The sequence below is a fragment of the Streptomyces sp. CA-288835 genome, from assembly GCF_050936385.1.
Taxonomy (GTDB): domain Bacteria; phylum Actinomycetota; class Actinomycetes; order Streptomycetales; family Streptomycetaceae; genus Streptomyces.
Genome location: NZ_JBNJMW010000001.1, coordinates 3296809 through 3311553 on the forward strand (window position 1 = coordinate 3296809; position 14745 = coordinate 3311553).

The window sequence follows — 14745 nt, forward strand, 5'->3', positions numbered from 1 at the left end:
TTCCTGGATGAACCGGACATTCCTGGGGGCGACCCCACGACAGGTGAGGACTGCGGACACCACATGACTCAGGCCCGACACCACGGTGGCGACCACTGGCCGATACGGCAGTTCAGCAAGCGAGTCGAGTGTCCTGGGGCCCGGCTGCGAGCCGCCGCGCACGTAGCCGCCAGTACGGTCGTACTGCCCGTACTCGTCGTCTTCGTCATCGTGCTCGTCGATCTGCTCGGCGGTTCGGGGATGATCTGGCTGCCGCTGCTGGCCGTCGGGCCCGCGCTGGCCGCCACCACCAGTGGGCCGCTCGGGGTCCTGGGGGTCGGGCTGCTCGCCGTGGGTCTTGGCACCGCGCTCGGCGTCCGTGACGGTGTGCCGAGTCATGAGCTGGTCGTCGTGCTGTCCGCCTTGGCGGCCGTCACGCTGGCGAGCGGGCTGGCCAGCGCGTTGCGCGGGCGTCGGGAGCAGGTGCTCGCCGCTGTTCGCTCGGTGGCGGAGGCCGCGCAGCATGCATTGCTCAAGCCCGTGCCGGCGACGGTCGGGCCGTTCCAGACGGCCGTCCGCTACAGCGCCGCTGCGGCGGAGGCCCGTATCGGCGGGGACCTCTACGCGCTGGTGCCGACGCCGTACGGGGTGCGTCTGATCGTCGGCGATGTGCGGGGCAAGGGCCTGCCGGCCGTGGGCACTGCCTCCCTCGTCGTCGGCATCTTCCGCGAGGCCGCCTACGACGAACCCGATCTCCTCGCCGTCGTCGACAGGATCGAACGGAGCCTGGCCCGGAACCTCGGCGGCGACGACTTCGTCACCGCCATCGTCGCCGGTTACCCCCGCGAAGGCCGCCTGGAAGTGGTCAACTGCGGCCACGCGCCTCCCCTGTTGGTACGCGACCGCAAGGCCGTCCCGGCCGAGCCCACGCACCCGACGCCGCCCCTGGGCCTGCGCGCCCTCACCGGCGAGGTCCCCAGCCTCCAAGTCCTGCCCTTCACGGACGGCGACCAACTGCTGCTCTACACCGACGGTGTCACCGAGGCCCGAGACCACAACCGCGACTTCTATCCCGTGGCCAAAGGCCTGGAACGGCACCTGACCGACAACCCGGACCGCACCCTGACCGCCCTCCACCAGGAACTGCTGACCCACGTGGGCGGCCGCCTGCACGACGACGCGGCCTTGCTGCTGCTCCGCAAGCCGACGGCTGCCGAGAAGACCACCGAGACGGCCACGGCTCCCGAGTCGGCCACGGCTCCGGAGTCGGAGGCGACCACCTCGCACGCTGAGACCACCTCGCGCACCGTCCCGCCCCACGCCCGCTCCTCCACCGAGAACGATGACGAGGAAGAGGGCGCGGACGAGGGCGCGGGCCGCAGCACCGACACCGCTACGACGTGACCGCGGCCGATACGTCCCCCTCAACCGTCGCGCCGGTCGCGCCCACCGCCACCGGCGCCGTCGGCAACGTAAGCACCATCGTGAGGCCCCCGCCCGGGGTGTCCTCGGCGTCGAGCGTGCCGCCCATGGCTTCGGCGAAGCCACGGGCGACCGCCAGCCCGAGGCCCACGCCGGCGCCGCGCGGGGCGTCGCCGTAGCGCTGAAACGGTTCGAAGATGCGGTCCTTGGCCTCGTCGGGGACGCCGGGCCCGCGGTCCACGACCCGTACCTCCACCCGCTCGCCGAGTGTGCTGGCGGCCACCAGCACCGGCTCCCCGTCGGGGCTGTACTTCACCGCGTTCTCAACGATGTTGGCGACCGACCGCTCCAACAGCCCCGGATCGACGGCCACCATGGGCAGCGTCTCGGGGATGTCGAGCTCCACGCTGTCCTCCGGCACGCCCCCCAACGCCATCGGGACGACCTCGTCCAGGTCGATCTCGCGGAGCATCGGCGTGACCGTGCCGGTCTGGAGGCGGGACATGTCCAGGAGGTTGCCCACCAGGTGGTCGAGGCGGTCGGCGCCATCCTCGATGGCCTCGAGGAGCTCGGCCTGGTCCTCCTCGGACCAGTCCACGTCGTCGGACCGCAGGGACGAGACCGACGCCTTGATCCCGGCGAGCGGCGTGCGCAGATCATGGCTTACGGCGGCCAGGAGCGCCGTACGGATGCGGTTGCCCTCCGCCAGTGTGCGGGCCTGTTCCGCCTCGGACTGGAGGCGCTGGCGGTCCAGGACCACGGCGGCCTGGGCGGCGAACGCGGCCAGCACCCGGCGGTCCTCGGCGGGCAGCACCCGGCCGGACAAGGCCAGCGCCATGTGGTCGCCGACCGGCATGTCGACGTCCGCCTCCTCGGGCCGCTCGACCAGGGGCCGGGGGCCGACGCTGCCCGCGCAGGTCCACGGATCGACGTCGCTCGTACGCTCCAGCAGGGCGACCGACTCCATGCCGAAGGTCTCGCGCACCCGCTCCAGCAACGCCTCCAGGGTGGTCTCGCCGCGCAGCACGCTGCCCGCCAGGAAGGAGAGGATCTCCGACTCGGCGCGCAGCCGGGCCGCCTGATGCGTACGCCGGGCCGCCAGGTCCACGACCGACGCCACCGACACGGCGACGCCCACGAAGATCGCCAGGGCGAGGATGTTCTTCGGATCGGCGATCGTCAGCCGGTGGACAGGGGGCGTGAAGTAGTAGTTCAGCAGCAGGGAGCCGAGGGCGGCCGAGGCCAGTGCCGGGAGCAGTCCGCCGAGCAGGGCCGCGGCGACCGTCAGCGTCAGGAACAGCAGTACGTCATTGGCGAGACCGAGACCCGGTGCGGCCTCCAGGAGCAACGTGAGCAGGGCCGGACCGCCGATGCCGGTCAGCCAGCCCCACATGGTTCTGGCGCGGCTGAGCCGGGTGCGCGGCATGGCGGCAAGACCGCGCCCCTTGCCCGCCTCGTCGTGCGTGATGAGGTGGACGTCCAGGTCAGGGCCAGATTCGCGGGCGACCGTGGCGCCGACGCCGGGCCCGAAGACGTACTGCCAGCCCTTCCTGCGGGACACTCCCAGCACGATCTGCGTGGCATTGACGCCGCGCGCGAACTCCAGCAGCGCGGACGGGATGTCATCCCCGATGACGTGATGGAAGGTGCCGCCGAGATCCTCGACGAGCGTGCGCTGGACGGCCAGTTCCTTCGGCGAAGCGGACGTCAGTCCGTCGCTGCGGCCGATGTAGACGGCGAGCACCTCACCGCCCGCCCCCTTCTCGGCGAGCCGGGCGGCCCGGCGGATCAGCGTCCGTCCCTCCGGACCACCGGTGAGCCCGACCACGATCCGCTCCCGCGAACCCCAGATCTTCGACACCCGGTGCTCACTGCGGTACTCGGTCAGATACTCGTCGACCCGGTCGGCGACCCACAGCAGCGCCAACTCGCGCAACGCAGTCAGGTTGCCGGGCCGGAAGTAGTTCGACAGGGCCGCGTCGACCTTGTCCGGCTTGTAGATGTTGCCGTGTGCCATCCGCCGCCGCAGCGCCTGAGGCGACATATCGACCAACTCGATCTGATCCGCCCGCCGGACGACTTCGTCGGGCACGGTCTCCTTCTGCCGTACGCCCGTTATCGACTCGACCACGTCACCCAGCGACTCCAGGTGCTGGATGTTGACCGTAGAGACGACATCGATGCCGGCCACCAGCAGCTCCTCGACGTCCTGCCAGCGCTTGTCGTTGCGGGAGCCGGGGATGTTGGTGTGAGCCAGCTCGTCGACGAGCGCGACCTGGGGGCGCCGGGCCAGCACGGCGTCCACATCCATCTCCGTGAAGAACGAGTCCCGGTACTCCAACTCCTTGCGTGGGATCTCCTCCAGTCCGTGCAGCATCACCTCGGTGCGCGGCCGTCTGTGATGCTCCACGAAGGCGACCACGCAGTCCGTGCCCCGCTCGACGCGGCGGTGCGCCTCGGACAGCATCGCGTACGTCTTGCCGACGCCCGGCGCCGCACCGAGGTAAATCCGAAGTCTGCCGCGTGCCATGGTGTCGTCTCAGTTCTCGAAGTCTCGGTCTCGCGAGGTCTCGGTGTCGCGAAGTCTCAGCGCTCGAAGCGGTAACCCATACCGGGTTCGGTGATGAGATAGCGGGGATGTGCGGGATCGGCCTCCAACTTCCGCCGGAGTTGGGCCATATAGACACGTAGGTAATTGGTCTTGTTGCTCTGCGATGCGCCCCACACCTCCTGAAGCAGCTGCTTCTGCGTGATGAGGCGTCCCGGATTGCTGACCAGGATCTCCAGCAGATGCCACTCCGTGGGCGTCAGCCGTACATCACGCCCGGCGCGCGTCGCCTTCTTCGCGACCAGATCGATGCTGAAGTCCTCCGTGGTCACCTCGACGGTCTCGGGCGCCACGGCCTCCGTACGGCGGACGGCGGCCCGCAGCCGGGCCAGCAGCTCGTCCATGCTGAACGGCTTGGTCATGTAGTCGTCGGCGCCCGCGTCCAGCGCGGCGACCTTCTCGTCGGAGGCCCGGCGCGCGGACAGCACCAGGATGGGTACGCGGGTCCAGCCGCGCAGGGCCTTGATGACGTCCACGCCGTCCATGTCGGGCAGCCCCAGATCGAGTACGACCACGTCGGGCCGGCGCATGGCGGCGAGCCGAAGGGCGGTGGCGCCGTCGGGGGCCGGGTCGACGCCGTACTGGCGGGCCTGCATGTTGATCACGAGGGCGCGTACGAGCTGTGGGTCGTCCTCGACCACCAGTACCCGCGTCATCGGCGTACGCCCTTCCTTTCGTGTCGGGAGTCGACTCGCACGGGGAGTCGGCCCGTACCGGACTCAGCCCTTGGCCACGAGATCTTTGAGCGCGATGTTGAGTTCGAGGACGTTGACGCGGGGCTCGCCCATGAAGCCGAGGGTGCGGCCTTCGGTGTGCTCGTCGACGAGCTTCTGGACTTGGGCGACGGAGAGCCCGTTCCGCTCGGCGACGCGGTGGACCTGGAGGTCCGCGTACGCCGGGGAGATGTCCGGGTCGAGGCCGGAGCCGGAGGAGGTGACGGCGTCGGCGGGGACCTGGGAGGGCTTCACCTTGTAGTCCGCGGTCGAGTTGTCCTTGACGACCTTGGCCTTGGCCTCCCGGACCCACTTGATGAGTTCGGGGTTGTCACCGGCGCGGTTGGTCGCGCCGGAAAGGATCAGCTTGTACTGGGTGTTGACCGAGTTCTCACCGAGCCCGTTGGCCGGCCGCGGCTGGAAGTAGTCGAGGCTGTAGCCCTGCTGGCCGATGAGCGAGGAGCCGACGACCTTGCCGTCCGACTTGATCTCCGAGCCGTTCGCCTTGTCGTTGAACAGCGCCTGGGCGACACCGGTGATGGCCAGCGGGTAGAGCACACCGCACACCAGCGTCAGTACGAGCAGCGCCCGCAGCCCTGCCCCCAGCAACCGGGCAGTGTTCGTAACCGAGTTGTTCATGGGGTCAGCCGATTCCTGGGATGAGGGAGATGAGCAGGTCGATGATCTTGATGCCGATGAAGGGGGTGATCAGCCCGCCGAGGCCGTAGATCCCGAGGTTGCGGCGGAGCATCTTGTCGGCGCTCATCGGCCGGTACTGCACCCCGCGCAGGGCGAGCGGTACGAGCGCGATGATGATCAGCGCGTTGAAGATGACCGCGGAGAGGATCGCGGAGTCCGGCGAGGCCAGGCCCATGATGTTGAGCTTGTCCAGGCCCGGGTAGACCGCCGCGAACAGCGCGGGGATGATCGCGAAGTACTTCGCGACGTCGTTGGCGATCGAGAAGGTCGTCAACGCGCCCCGGGTGATGAGGAGTTGCTTGCCGATCTCGACGATCTCGATGAGCTTGGTCGGGTTGGAGTCGAGGTCGACCATGTTGCCGGCCTCCTTGGCGGCCGACGTGCCCGTGTTCATCGCGACGCCGACGTCCGCCTGAGCGAGCGCGGGTGCGTCGTTCGTACCGTCACCCGTCATGGCGACGAGCTTGCCGCCTGCCTGCTCGCGCTTGATCAGCGCCATCTTGTCCTCGGGAGTGGCCTCCGCGAGGAAGTCGTCGACGCCCGCCTCGTCCGCGATCGCCTTGGCGGTCAGCGGGTTGTCACCCGTGATCATGACAGTCTTGATGCCCATACGGCGCAGCTCCTCGAACCGCTCCCGCATGCCCTCCTTGACGACGTCCTTGAGGTGGATCACGCCCAACACCCGTGCCCCGTCCGCGTCCTGGACGGCCACGAGCAGCGGCGTACCGCCCGCTTCGGAGATGCGGTTCGCGAGCGTGTCTGCGTCATCCGCAACAGTCCCGCCCTGCTCCCGCACCCAGGCGATGACCGAACCGGCCGCGCCCTTGCGGACCTTGCGCCCGTCCACGTCCACACCCGACATCCGGGTCTGCGCGGTGAACTCGATCCACTCGGCGTCCGCCAACTCCCCCTGCTGCCGCTCCCGCAGCCCGTACTTCTCCTTCGCCAGTACGACGATGGAGCGGCCCTCCGGCGTCTCGTCGGCCAGCGAGGAGAGCTGGGCGGCGTCGGCGACCTCGTCCTCGGTGGTGCCGCTCACCGGCAGGAACTCGGCGGCCTGCCGGTTGCCGAGCGTGATGGTGCCGGTCTTGTCGAGCAGGAGGGTCGACACATCGCCCGCCGCCTCAACTGCCCTGCCCGACATGGCGAGTACGTTGCGCTGCACCAGCCGGTCCATGCCCGCGATGCCGATCGCCGAGAGCAGCGCGCCGATGGTGGTCGGGATCAGGCAGACCAGCAGAGCCACCAGCACGACCATGGTCAGGTGCGTACCCGCGTAGTCCGCGAACGGCGGCAGTGTGGCCACGGCGAGCAGGAAGATGATCGTCAGCGAGGCGAGCAGGATGTTCAGCGCGATCTCGTTGGGCGTCTTCTGCCGGGCCGCGCCCTCGACCAGGTTGATCATGCGGTCGATGAAGGTCTCGCCCGGCTTCGTCGTGATCTTGATGACGATGCGGTCGGACAGGACCTTCGTACCGCCCGTGACGGCCGACCGGTCGCCACCGGACTCGCGGATGACCGGCGCCGACTCCCCCGTGATCGCCGACTCGTCGACCGACGCGACGCCCTCGACGACATCACCGTCACCGGGGATGACGTCGCCCGCCTCGCACACCACAAGATCGCCGATACGCAGCTCCGTGCCGGGCACCTGCTCCTCGCGGTCGTCCACGAGCCGCCGGGCGACGGTGTCGGTCTTGGCCTTGCGCAGAGTGTCGGCCTGCGCCTTGCCGCGACCCTCGGCCACCGCCTCCGCCAGGTTGGCGAAGATCACGGTGAGCCAGAGCCAGGCGCTGATCGTCCAGCCGAACCAGTCGCCCGGGTCCTTGAAGGAGAACACGGTCGTCAGCACCGAACCGACCAACACCACGAACATCACGGGGGACTTGACCATCACCCGCGGATCGAGCTTGCGGAAGGCGTTCGGCAGCGAGCTGACCAGCTGCTTGGGGTCGAACAGGCCCGCGCCGACACGCCCTTCTGGGGAACCCTTGTGCCCGGTAGGCACATCACTGTGCGGCGCGCGGGTCGGAGTGGTGGCTGCGGACATCGAGTCCTCTTCTTGCTTCTTGATGTCTTGCTTCGTGATGTCGGTGGTCATGTCGCCAGCCCCTCGGCGAGCGGGCCCAGCGCGAGTGCCGGGAAGTAGGTCAGACCGGTGATGATCAGGATCGCGCCCACCAACAACCCGGTGAACAGCGGCTTTTCGGTCCGCAGGGTGCCTGCCGTGGCCGGCACCGGCGTCTGCTCGGCGAGCGAGCCCGCCAGCGCCAGGACGAACACCATCGGCAGGAAGCGGCCGAGCAGCATCGCGATCCCGATCGTGGTGTTGAACCACTGCGTGTCCGCGTTCAGACCGGCGAAGGCCGAGCCGTTGTTGTTGGCGCCGGAGGTGTAGGCGTAGAGGATCTCGGAGAATCCGTGCGCGCCGCTGTTGGTCATCGAGTTGGCCGGGGTGGGCAGCGCCATCGCGAAGGCGGTGAAGACGAGCACCAGGGCCGGCGTGATCAGGATGTAGCAGGCAGCCAGCTTGATCTGGCGGGTGCCGATCTTCTTGCCGAGGTATTCGGGCGTACGGCCCACCATGAGGCCCGCGATGAACACGGCGATGATCGCCATGATCAGCATGCCGTAGAGACCGGAGCCGACACCGCCGGGCGCGATCTCGCCGAGCTGCATGCCCAGCAGGTTGAGGCCGCCGCCGAGACCGGTGTTGGACGAGTGGAAGGAGTCCACCGCGCCCGTCGAGGTCAGCGTCGTGGAGATCGAGAAGATCGACGAGGCGCCGATACCGAAGCGCTGCTCCTTGCCCTCCATCGCACCGCCGGCGATCTCGAACGCCGGGCCGTGGTGGGTGAATTCGGTCCACCACATCAGGCAGATGAAGCCGATCCAGATGGTCGCCATCGTGGCGAGGATCGCGTACCCCTGCCGCAGCGAGCCGACCATCCGGCCGAAGGTCCGCGTCAGCGAGAACGGGATCAGCAGGATCAGGAAGACTTCGAAGAGGTTCGAGAAGGGGCCGGGGTTCTCGAAGGGGTGGGCGGAGTTGGCGTTGAAGTAGCCGCCGCCGTTGGTGCCGATCTCCTTGATGGCTTCCTGGGAAGCGACGGCGCCGCCGTTCCACTCCTGCGAGCCGCCCATGAACTGTCCGACTTCATGAATCCCGGAGAAGTTCTGGATGGCGCCGCACGCGACGAGCACGATCGCGGCGATCACGGAGAGCGGCAGCAGAATGCGTACGACACCCCGGACCATGTCGGCCCAGAAGTTGCCGAGTTCACCGGTACGGGACCGCGCGAAGCCCCGTACGAGCGCGACCGCCACCGCGATGCCGACGGCCGAGGAGACGAAGTTCTGCACGGCCAGGCCGCCGGTCTGTACGACGTGGCCCATGGCCTGCTCGCCGTAGTACGACTGCCAGTTGGTGTTCGACACGAAGGACGCTGCGGTGTTGAACGCCTGGTCCGGGTCGATCGAGGCGAAGCCCAGCGAGCCGGGCAGGCTGCCCTGCAGGCGCTGCAGGATGTACAGGAAGAGCACGCTGACCGCGGAGAAGGCCAGTACGCCGCGCAGGTACGCGGGCCAGCGCATCTCGGTGTTCGGGTTGGCGCCGATGCCCCGGTAGATCCACTTCTCGACACGCAGGTGCTTGTCGGACGAGTAGACCCGGGCCATGTAGTCGCCGAGGGGTCGGTAGGCCAGCGCCAGCGCCGCGATGAGCGCGAGCAGCTGGAGCACACCGGCAAGTTCGGGGCTCATGTCGGGCGTCAGAACCTCTCCGGGAAGATCAGCGCGAGGACGAGATAGCCCAGCAGGGCGACGGCCACGACGAGGCCGACGATGTTCTCGACGGTCACAGCTTCGCCACCCCCTTGGCGATGAGCGCCACCAGCGCGAACACCGCAATCGTGGTGACGACGAAAGCCACGTCGGCCATCGGAGCTCCTGGATGAGGTACGGGATGCGGGAACGAACATGACTGTTCGAGGAAACATCCGCTCCGGCCGGATTCGGCGGCCGTTGACGGGTCCCATACGCGGGGGCGTCCGCCTTTGACGCATCTCTTACGGCAGCACTGCGCCTACGGGGGTGGTGGGTTCAGTTCATGGGCGACTGCGGGCCGTCTTGGCTGGTCGCGCAGTTCTCCCCAGTCCCACCCCTTCCCGAAACGGGGGCTGCGCCCCCGGCCCCCCGCCAGGGGGTGGTGGGTGACACTGCGTGTCGCGGCTGCGGGTGCTTCGTGGCTGGTCGCGCAGTTCCCCGCGCCCCTAAAAACCTGCGACTGCCCGCAGCCCGACGAGAAAGCGACCCGGAAAAGCCCGCACCCCCATGGCCCCGCTGCCGCCCGCGGCGGCAAGGGGACGGGGCGGGGGTGTGCGCCCGCAGCGGCCGGCGCGCCAACACCGGCACCCTCTACCAGCCAACAGCAACGCGCGCCGGTCCGAGGACGGACACCCCCGACGCGGCCCCGCACCCACCAACCACCCAAGGGGCGCGAGGAACTGCGCGACCAGCCACAACGGCGCCGCAGCCAAAACGCGCACGTCAGGCCCGCTTGCGGGCCGTCGTCTTCTTGGCGGCCGTCTTCTTCGTGGCCGACTTCCTGGCGGTGGTCTTCTTGGCCGCCCCCTTCTCGCCGGAGGCGGCGGCGGGCTTCTTCTCCGCCGAGGTCGACTTCTTGCCGCCGGTCTCCTTGGGAGACGTACGGGCCGTCTTACGGGCGCCGGTCCGGCGGGCGGAAAGCCGGCTGACCTCGGCCTCCTCCCCCGCCGCCTCCTCCTCGCCTTCCTCGCCACGAGAGGCGCGGGCCTGCCGAACGCTGGACTCCAGCGCGGACATGAGGTCGATGACCTTGCCGCCCCGGTCGCCGGCAGGCGCGGCGGGGATCTTCTCGCCGGAGGCCTTCGCGGCGATGAGTTCCTCGACCGCCTCGCGATAGTCGTCGTGGAGCTCCTCGAGGTCGACCTCGCCGAGCGTGTCCATCAGCGCGTCCGCGAGGTCGAGTTCCTTGTCGCGGACGGTGACGCTCGCGTCCGGCGTCGCGGACTCCGGCGCGCGGACCTCGTCCGGCCACAGCAGCCCGTGCATGGCGATGACGTCGTCGACGACCCGCAGCATCCCGAGCCGCTCCCTCCCCCGCAGCGCGAACTTGGCGATGGCCACCCGCCCGCTCCGCTTCAACGCCTCCCGCAACAGCGTGTACGGCTTGGCGGCGGGAACCCCGTTCGCCATCAGGTAGTACGCGGCGTCCATCTGGAGCGGATCGATGCGCTCGGCCGGGATGAACCCGACGATGTCGATCGTCTTCGCGGTCGGCAGCGGCAGCGCGGCCAGATCGTCGTCGGTGATCGGGATGATCGTGCCGTCCGGCTCCTCGTATCCCTTGCCGATCTCCTCGGACGCGACCTCCCGTTCCTCCAGCTCGCACACCTTGCGGTAGCGGATACGGCCGCCGTCCTCGGTGTGGATCTGACGGAAGGAGACCGAGTGGTGCTCCGTGGCGTTCACCAGCTTGATCGGGATGCTGACCAGGCCGAAGGAGATGGCGCCGTTCCAGATGGATCTCACGTCCGTCACCTTTCAGGTCGTTTCAGGTCGCTTTGTCCCGATACGTGGGATTCTCATCGTATGACGCCGATCACGGAGGTGGAGGGGCGAAAGCTCGCGCTGAGCAACCTGGGCAAGGTGCTCTATCCGGCGACCGGTTTCACCAAGGGCGAGGTGCTGCACTACTACGCGACGGTGGCGGACCCGCTGCTCGCCCACCTCCGCGACCGCCCCCTGTCCTTCCTGCGCTACCCCGACGGGCCCGACGGCCAGGTCTTCTTCGCCAAGAACGTTCCGCCGGGTACGCCCGAGTGGGTCGGTACGACGGAGGTGCCGCGGTCGGAGGGGGCGGCCCGGATGGTCCTGATCCAGAACCTCGCCTCGCTGATGTGGGCGGCGAACCTGGTCACGGAGTTCCACACCCCCCAGTGGCGTGCGGACACTCCCCACCTCGCGGACCGCCTGGTCTTCGACCTCGACCCGGGCGCGCCCGCCACAATCGTCGAGTGCTGCCGGGTGGCCCTGTGGCTCCGGGACCGCCTGGCGGCGGACGGCCTGCAGGCCTACGCGAAGACCTCCGGCTCCAAGGGCCTGCATCTCCTCGCCGCGCTGGAGCCGACGCCGTCCTCCGAGGTCACGTCATACGCCAAGTCGCTGGCGGTGGAGGCCGAGGCGGAGCTTGCCCCTCTGGTCACGCATCGCATGACGCGGAGCCTGCGCCCCAGGAAGGTCTTCGTCGACTTCAGCCAGAACGCCGCCCGCAAGACCACGGCGACCCCGTACACCCTCCGGGCCCGCCAGGCGCCCACGGTCTCTACGCCGGTGACCTGGCCGGAGGTCACGAGCTGCACCCGCCCCGCCGACCTGACGTTCCACGCCCCGGACCTGGCTGCCCGGCTGGATGAGCACGGCGACCTGTTGTCCCCGCTGTTCGACCCGGCCCAGGCCCACCAGCTTCCTTAGCCATCGGTGAGGTAGGCATCCAGCGCGGCGGCGCCGCTGAGCATGGCGCGGCTACGCGCCGAGAGGCGGGCGTGCCAGTCCTCCAGCGCCGACTCGAGCGGCGCGACGCCTCCGGCGGAACGGACCTGGGCGATCAACGGGGCGACCTGTTCGAGCAGGTAGCCGCCCCGTCGGAGCTGGTTGACCAGGAGGGCGTCGCGTACGTCGGCCGCGCTGTAGACCCGGTAGCCCGTCCGCGGGTCGCGGCGCGGCCGGACCAGGCCGGCGCGTTCCCATTTACGCAGGGTGGCCGGGCGGATGCCGAGCCTTCTCGCCAGGGGGCCGACGAACATCTCGCCGCGTTCCTGCGGTACGGGCTCGAGGTCGCGGAGCGCGGCTTCGACCGACTGGAGAGTGCGGCGGTCGTCGAGCAGTTGGGCGTGACTCTCGTCGATGAGCCGCAGTGCGTCCTCGGTGGCGCCCCGGTTGACCGCCTGCATGATCGCCGTGGACGTCTGATGGCCGTGTCCGGGCACGAGAGCGAGGAACGCGCGCAGGGCTTGCGCGTGCCGGGGCGTGTAGGTGCGGTAGCCGTGCGAGGTGCGTTCCGCGGCCGGAAGGATCCCGGCGTCCTCGTAATTGCGGACCGCCTGCGTGGACAGTCCGTGCGCTCGTGCCAGGTCGACCGGCCTGAGCCGACCACCGCTTTGAAGGTTTCGCCCCACTGTCCTGCCAATATCGACGAGAAGCTTCCATCGCTGGTTCAACGATACCGTTGAAGGCATGCCTGCTGATGTCACAGCCGCGGCTCATGCCGTGGACCCCGCAACCGTCATGGGGCTGCTCCCCGCCAAGCCACGCCTACTCGCCCTCGGCGAACCCACCCACGGCGAGGACACCCTCCTCGACCTGCGCAACGAGCTCTTCCGGCAACTCGTCGAGCAGGAGGGCTACCGGACCATCGCGATCGAGAGCGACTGCCTGATGGGCCTGGCCGTGGACGACTACGTCACCTCGGGCACCGGCACCCTCGACGAGGTCATGAAGCGGGGCTTCAGCCACGAGTGGTTCAACGCGTCCGCCCCCAACCGCGAACTGGTGCGCTGGATGCGTGCGTACAACGACGGCCGACCCGCGCCCGAGCAGCTCCGCTTCGCCGGCTTCGACGCCCCACTGGAGATGACCCACGCCGCGAGCCCCCGCCAGCCCCTCACCGCACTCCACTCCTACCTCGCAGCCCGGGTGGACGCCGACCTGCTTCCCTGCACCGCGGAAACCCTCAACGGCCTGCTCGGCGCCGACGACCGCTGGACAAACCCCGCCGCGATGATGGACCCGTCCCAGTCCCTGGGCCGGACGCCCGAGGCCAAGCAACTGCGCCTGCTCGCCGATGACTTGGTGGCCCTCCTCGACGCGCAGACGCCGCACCTGATCGCGACGTCCACGCGGGAGGACTGGCACCGGGCACGCCTGTACGGCCGTACCGCCACCGGACTGCTGCGCTACCACTACTGGATGGCCGACACATCCCCGAACCGCCTGGCCCGGCTGGGCGGTCTACGGGATTCGATGATGGCCGCCAACCTGCTCGCCCTCGCCGAACGCGGCCCGACCCTGGTCAACGCCCACAACAGCCACCTCCAGCGCGAAGGCACGATGCGGATGGGCGACCTGCCGGGCGAATGGTGGAGCGCAGGCTCGATGGTCAGCGCCCGGCTAGGAGAGTCGTACGCCTTCCTGGCCACGGCTCTCGGCACGATCCGCCACCAGGGGGTGGATACCCCGCCACCAGACACGGTCGAGGGGCTCCTGTACGCGCTCCCCCAGCAGCGCTACCTGGTCGACCCTCGCGAACTGGCCGCCACGCTCGCCGACGCGCCGACCGCGCCCCGCGAGTCCCCCTGGTACGGCTACGCCCCGCTGAACCCGGCACACCTGACCGGCACCGACGGCATCGTGTTCGTGAAGGACGCCGGGCAGAACCAGACCTAGACCCGCTCCCAGGTCCCCCGGTCCCGCGCCATCGCATGGAGCGCCTCGACGTCCGCGGGCTTCAGCACACCTCCCGTACGGGCCAGGGACGAGACGTCCGTGTCCTGAAGGACGCGTACCTCACGCGGCGTCGGCTCGACCGAAACCCTCGACGGCGCGAACAGGGCCAGCACCGGATGCACCTCCGCCGTCAGCGCGTACGAGGCCCGGTCCGCGACGGACCGGACCCGGCGCAGCAACGGCGACGGCTCCCGGCGGCCCACCGTCACCATGGGATCGGCCACCAGCACCCGCTGTTTACGGGCGTACAGCGTATGGACGGCGAACAGGCCACCCGGTCCGATCACCAGGTGGTGAAGCCGGTCGCCTCCAGGCAGCGGAACGGAGTGCAGCGCATGCCACCCCGCCCCCTCCAGCTCGTCCAGCGCCTCCCCCACCGCCAGCTCCGCGGAAAGCGCCCGCCGCCGGGGATCGGGCCTCAGCCGGTGCGGGGCGGACGGATCGCGGTCCAGGTCGATCTGGAGGGCCTCACCGGGCCGGTTGGGGGCGAGGTCGTCGTCCGGGTGCAGGGTGAGCCGGGCGAGTTCCGCGGGGGTGGGGACCGGCGGTGGCCCCACGGTCACCGGGCCGGTCAGAAACGGGCCGAGCGCGTCGAGAACGTCCTCGCGCCGGTCGTCGCTGAGCAGGTTGACCCGGCCCGCATCCCTGTCGTACCAGGCGACGTTCCTGCCGTCGGTGTGACAGACGTACAGCCGCTCCTGACCGTGCCGCCAGGTCGGTACAACGCGCAGTCCGCTCATGCACCATCACCCCAGACCATGGGAACAGGCGGGGTACTCC

12 protein-coding genes are annotated in these 14745 nt (G+C 69.5%); 3 read left to right on the forward strand and 9 right to left on the reverse strand.

From position 1 onward, the window contains the following. The first annotated feature begins 63 nt into the window (after positions 1–63). Positions 64–1383, forward strand: a complete 1320-nt coding sequence (locus tag ACQEVY_RS14670; protein ID WP_432948518.1) for a PP2C family protein-serine/threonine phosphatase — start codon at positions 64–66, stop codon at positions 1381–1383. Here ACQEVY_RS14670 and ACQEVY_RS14675 read toward each other — a convergent pair. The 7 genes from ACQEVY_RS14675 to ACQEVY_RS14705 all read right to left on the reverse strand — a co-directional run bounded on the left by ACQEVY_RS14675 (position 1373) and on the right by ACQEVY_RS14705 (position 11001). Continuing rightward, the gene (locus ACQEVY_RS14675; RefSeq protein ID WP_432948520.1) at positions 1373–3931 is read right to left on the reverse strand and encodes an ATP-binding protein; all 2559 of its coding nucleotides are present in this window, start codon (positions 3929–3931) and stop codon (positions 1373–1375) included. The genes ACQEVY_RS14670 and ACQEVY_RS14675 overlap by 11 nt on opposite strands. A gap of 56 nt (positions 3932–3987) precedes the next feature. After that, positions 3988–4665 carry a response regulator gene (locus ACQEVY_RS14680; protein ID WP_432948522.1) on the reverse strand — a complete coding sequence of 226 codons (678 nt, stop codon included), beginning with the start codon at positions 4663–4665 and terminating at the stop codon, positions 3988–3990. A gap of 63 nt (positions 4666–4728) precedes the next feature. Further along, the gene (locus tag ACQEVY_RS14685) at positions 4729–5361 is read right to left on the reverse strand and encodes a potassium-transporting ATPase subunit C (protein ID WP_432948524.1); all 633 of its coding nucleotides are present in this window, start codon (positions 5359–5361) and stop codon (positions 4729–4731) included. A gap of 4 nt (positions 5362–5365) precedes the next feature. Next, a complete protein-coding gene (gene kdpB, locus ACQEVY_RS14690) occupies positions 5366–7522 on the reverse strand; it encodes a potassium-transporting ATPase subunit KdpB (protein WP_432948526.1) in 2157 nt (718 codons plus the stop codon). Continuing rightward, positions 7519–9183, reverse strand: coding sequence for a potassium-transporting ATPase subunit KdpA (gene kdpA / locus ACQEVY_RS14695; protein ID WP_432948528.1), 1665 nt, complete (start codon positions 9181–9183; stop codon positions 7519–7521). Before kdpA ends, kdpB begins: the two co-directional genes overlap by 4 nt. A gap of 8 nt (positions 9184–9191) precedes the next feature. Next, a complete protein-coding gene (gene kdpF / locus ACQEVY_RS14700; RefSeq protein WP_067057375.1) occupies positions 9192–9281 on the reverse strand; it encodes a K(+)-transporting ATPase subunit F in 90 nt (29 codons plus the stop codon). 688 nt (positions 9282–9969) lie between these two features. Next, positions 9970–11001, reverse strand: a complete 1032-nt coding sequence (locus ACQEVY_RS14705) for a Ku protein (protein ID WP_432948531.1) — start codon at positions 10999–11001, stop codon at positions 9970–9972. A 51-nt stretch (positions 11002–11052) separates the two neighbouring features. Here ACQEVY_RS14705 and ligD point away from each other — a divergent pair, with 51 nt between their 5' ends. After that, positions 11053–11934 (forward strand): non-homologous end-joining DNA ligase, encoded by an 882-nt coding sequence (gene ligD, locus ACQEVY_RS14710; RefSeq protein WP_432948533.1) that lies wholly within the window; start codon positions 11053–11055, stop codon positions 11932–11934. On the opposite strand, the gene ACQEVY_RS14715 is transcribed toward ligD, so the two are convergent. Beyond that, a complete protein-coding gene (locus tag ACQEVY_RS14715) occupies positions 11931–12638 on the reverse strand; it encodes a TioE family transcriptional regulator (RefSeq protein ID WP_432948535.1) in 708 nt (235 codons plus the stop codon). The two genes, ligD and ACQEVY_RS14715, sit on opposite strands and share 4 nt — an antisense overlap. Before the next feature lie 58 nt (positions 12639–12696). On the opposite strand from ACQEVY_RS14715, the gene ACQEVY_RS14720 reads away from it, so the two are divergent. Continuing rightward, positions 12697–13905: an erythromycin esterase family protein gene (locus tag ACQEVY_RS14720; RefSeq protein ID WP_432948537.1), complete on the forward strand. Its 1209-nt coding sequence runs from the start codon at positions 12697–12699 to the stop codon at positions 13903–13905. On the opposite strand, the gene ACQEVY_RS14725 is transcribed toward ACQEVY_RS14720, so the two are convergent. After that, positions 13902–14705 (reverse strand): nuclease-related domain-containing protein, encoded by an 804-nt coding sequence (locus ACQEVY_RS14725; protein ID WP_432948539.1) that lies wholly within the window; start codon positions 14703–14705, stop codon positions 13902–13904. The genes ACQEVY_RS14720 and ACQEVY_RS14725 overlap by 4 nt on opposite strands. Positions 14706–14745: the final 40 nt, after the last annotated feature.

Excerpts from the sequence above, each read along its gene's own strand:
- ACQEVY_RS14685 (WP_432948524.1), bottom strand. The coding sequence starts at position 5,361 with ATGAACAACTCGGTTACGAACACTGCCCGGTTGCTGGGGGCAGGGCTG.
- ACQEVY_RS14670 (WP_432948518.1), top strand. The coding sequence starts at position 64 with ATGACTCAGGCCCGACACCACGGTGGCGACCACTGGCCGATACGGCAG.
- ACQEVY_RS14675 (WP_432948520.1), bottom strand. The coding sequence starts at position 3,931 with ATGGCACGCGGCAGACTTCGGATTTACCTCGGTGCGGCGCCGGGCGTC.
- kdpB (WP_432948526.1), bottom strand. The coding sequence starts at position 7,522 with ATGACCACCGACATCACGAAGCAAGACATCAAGAAGCAAGAAGAGGAC.
- ACQEVY_RS14680 (WP_432948522.1), bottom strand. The coding sequence starts at position 4,665 with ATGACGCGGGTACTGGTGGTCGAGGACGACCCACAGCTCGTACGCGCC.
- ACQEVY_RS14720 (WP_432948537.1), top strand. The coding sequence starts at position 12,697 with ATGCCTGCTGATGTCACAGCCGCGGCTCATGCCGTGGACCCCGCAACC.
- ACQEVY_RS14725 (WP_432948539.1), bottom strand. The coding sequence starts at position 14,705 with ATGAGCGGACTGCGCGTTGTACCGACCTGGCGGCACGGTCAGGAGCGG.
- ligD (WP_432948533.1), top strand. The coding sequence starts at position 11,053 with ATGACGCCGATCACGGAGGTGGAGGGGCGAAAGCTCGCGCTGAGCAAC.
- kdpA (WP_432948528.1), bottom strand. The coding sequence starts at position 9,183 with ATGAGCCCCGAACTTGCCGGTGTGCTCCAGCTGCTCGCGCTCATCGCG.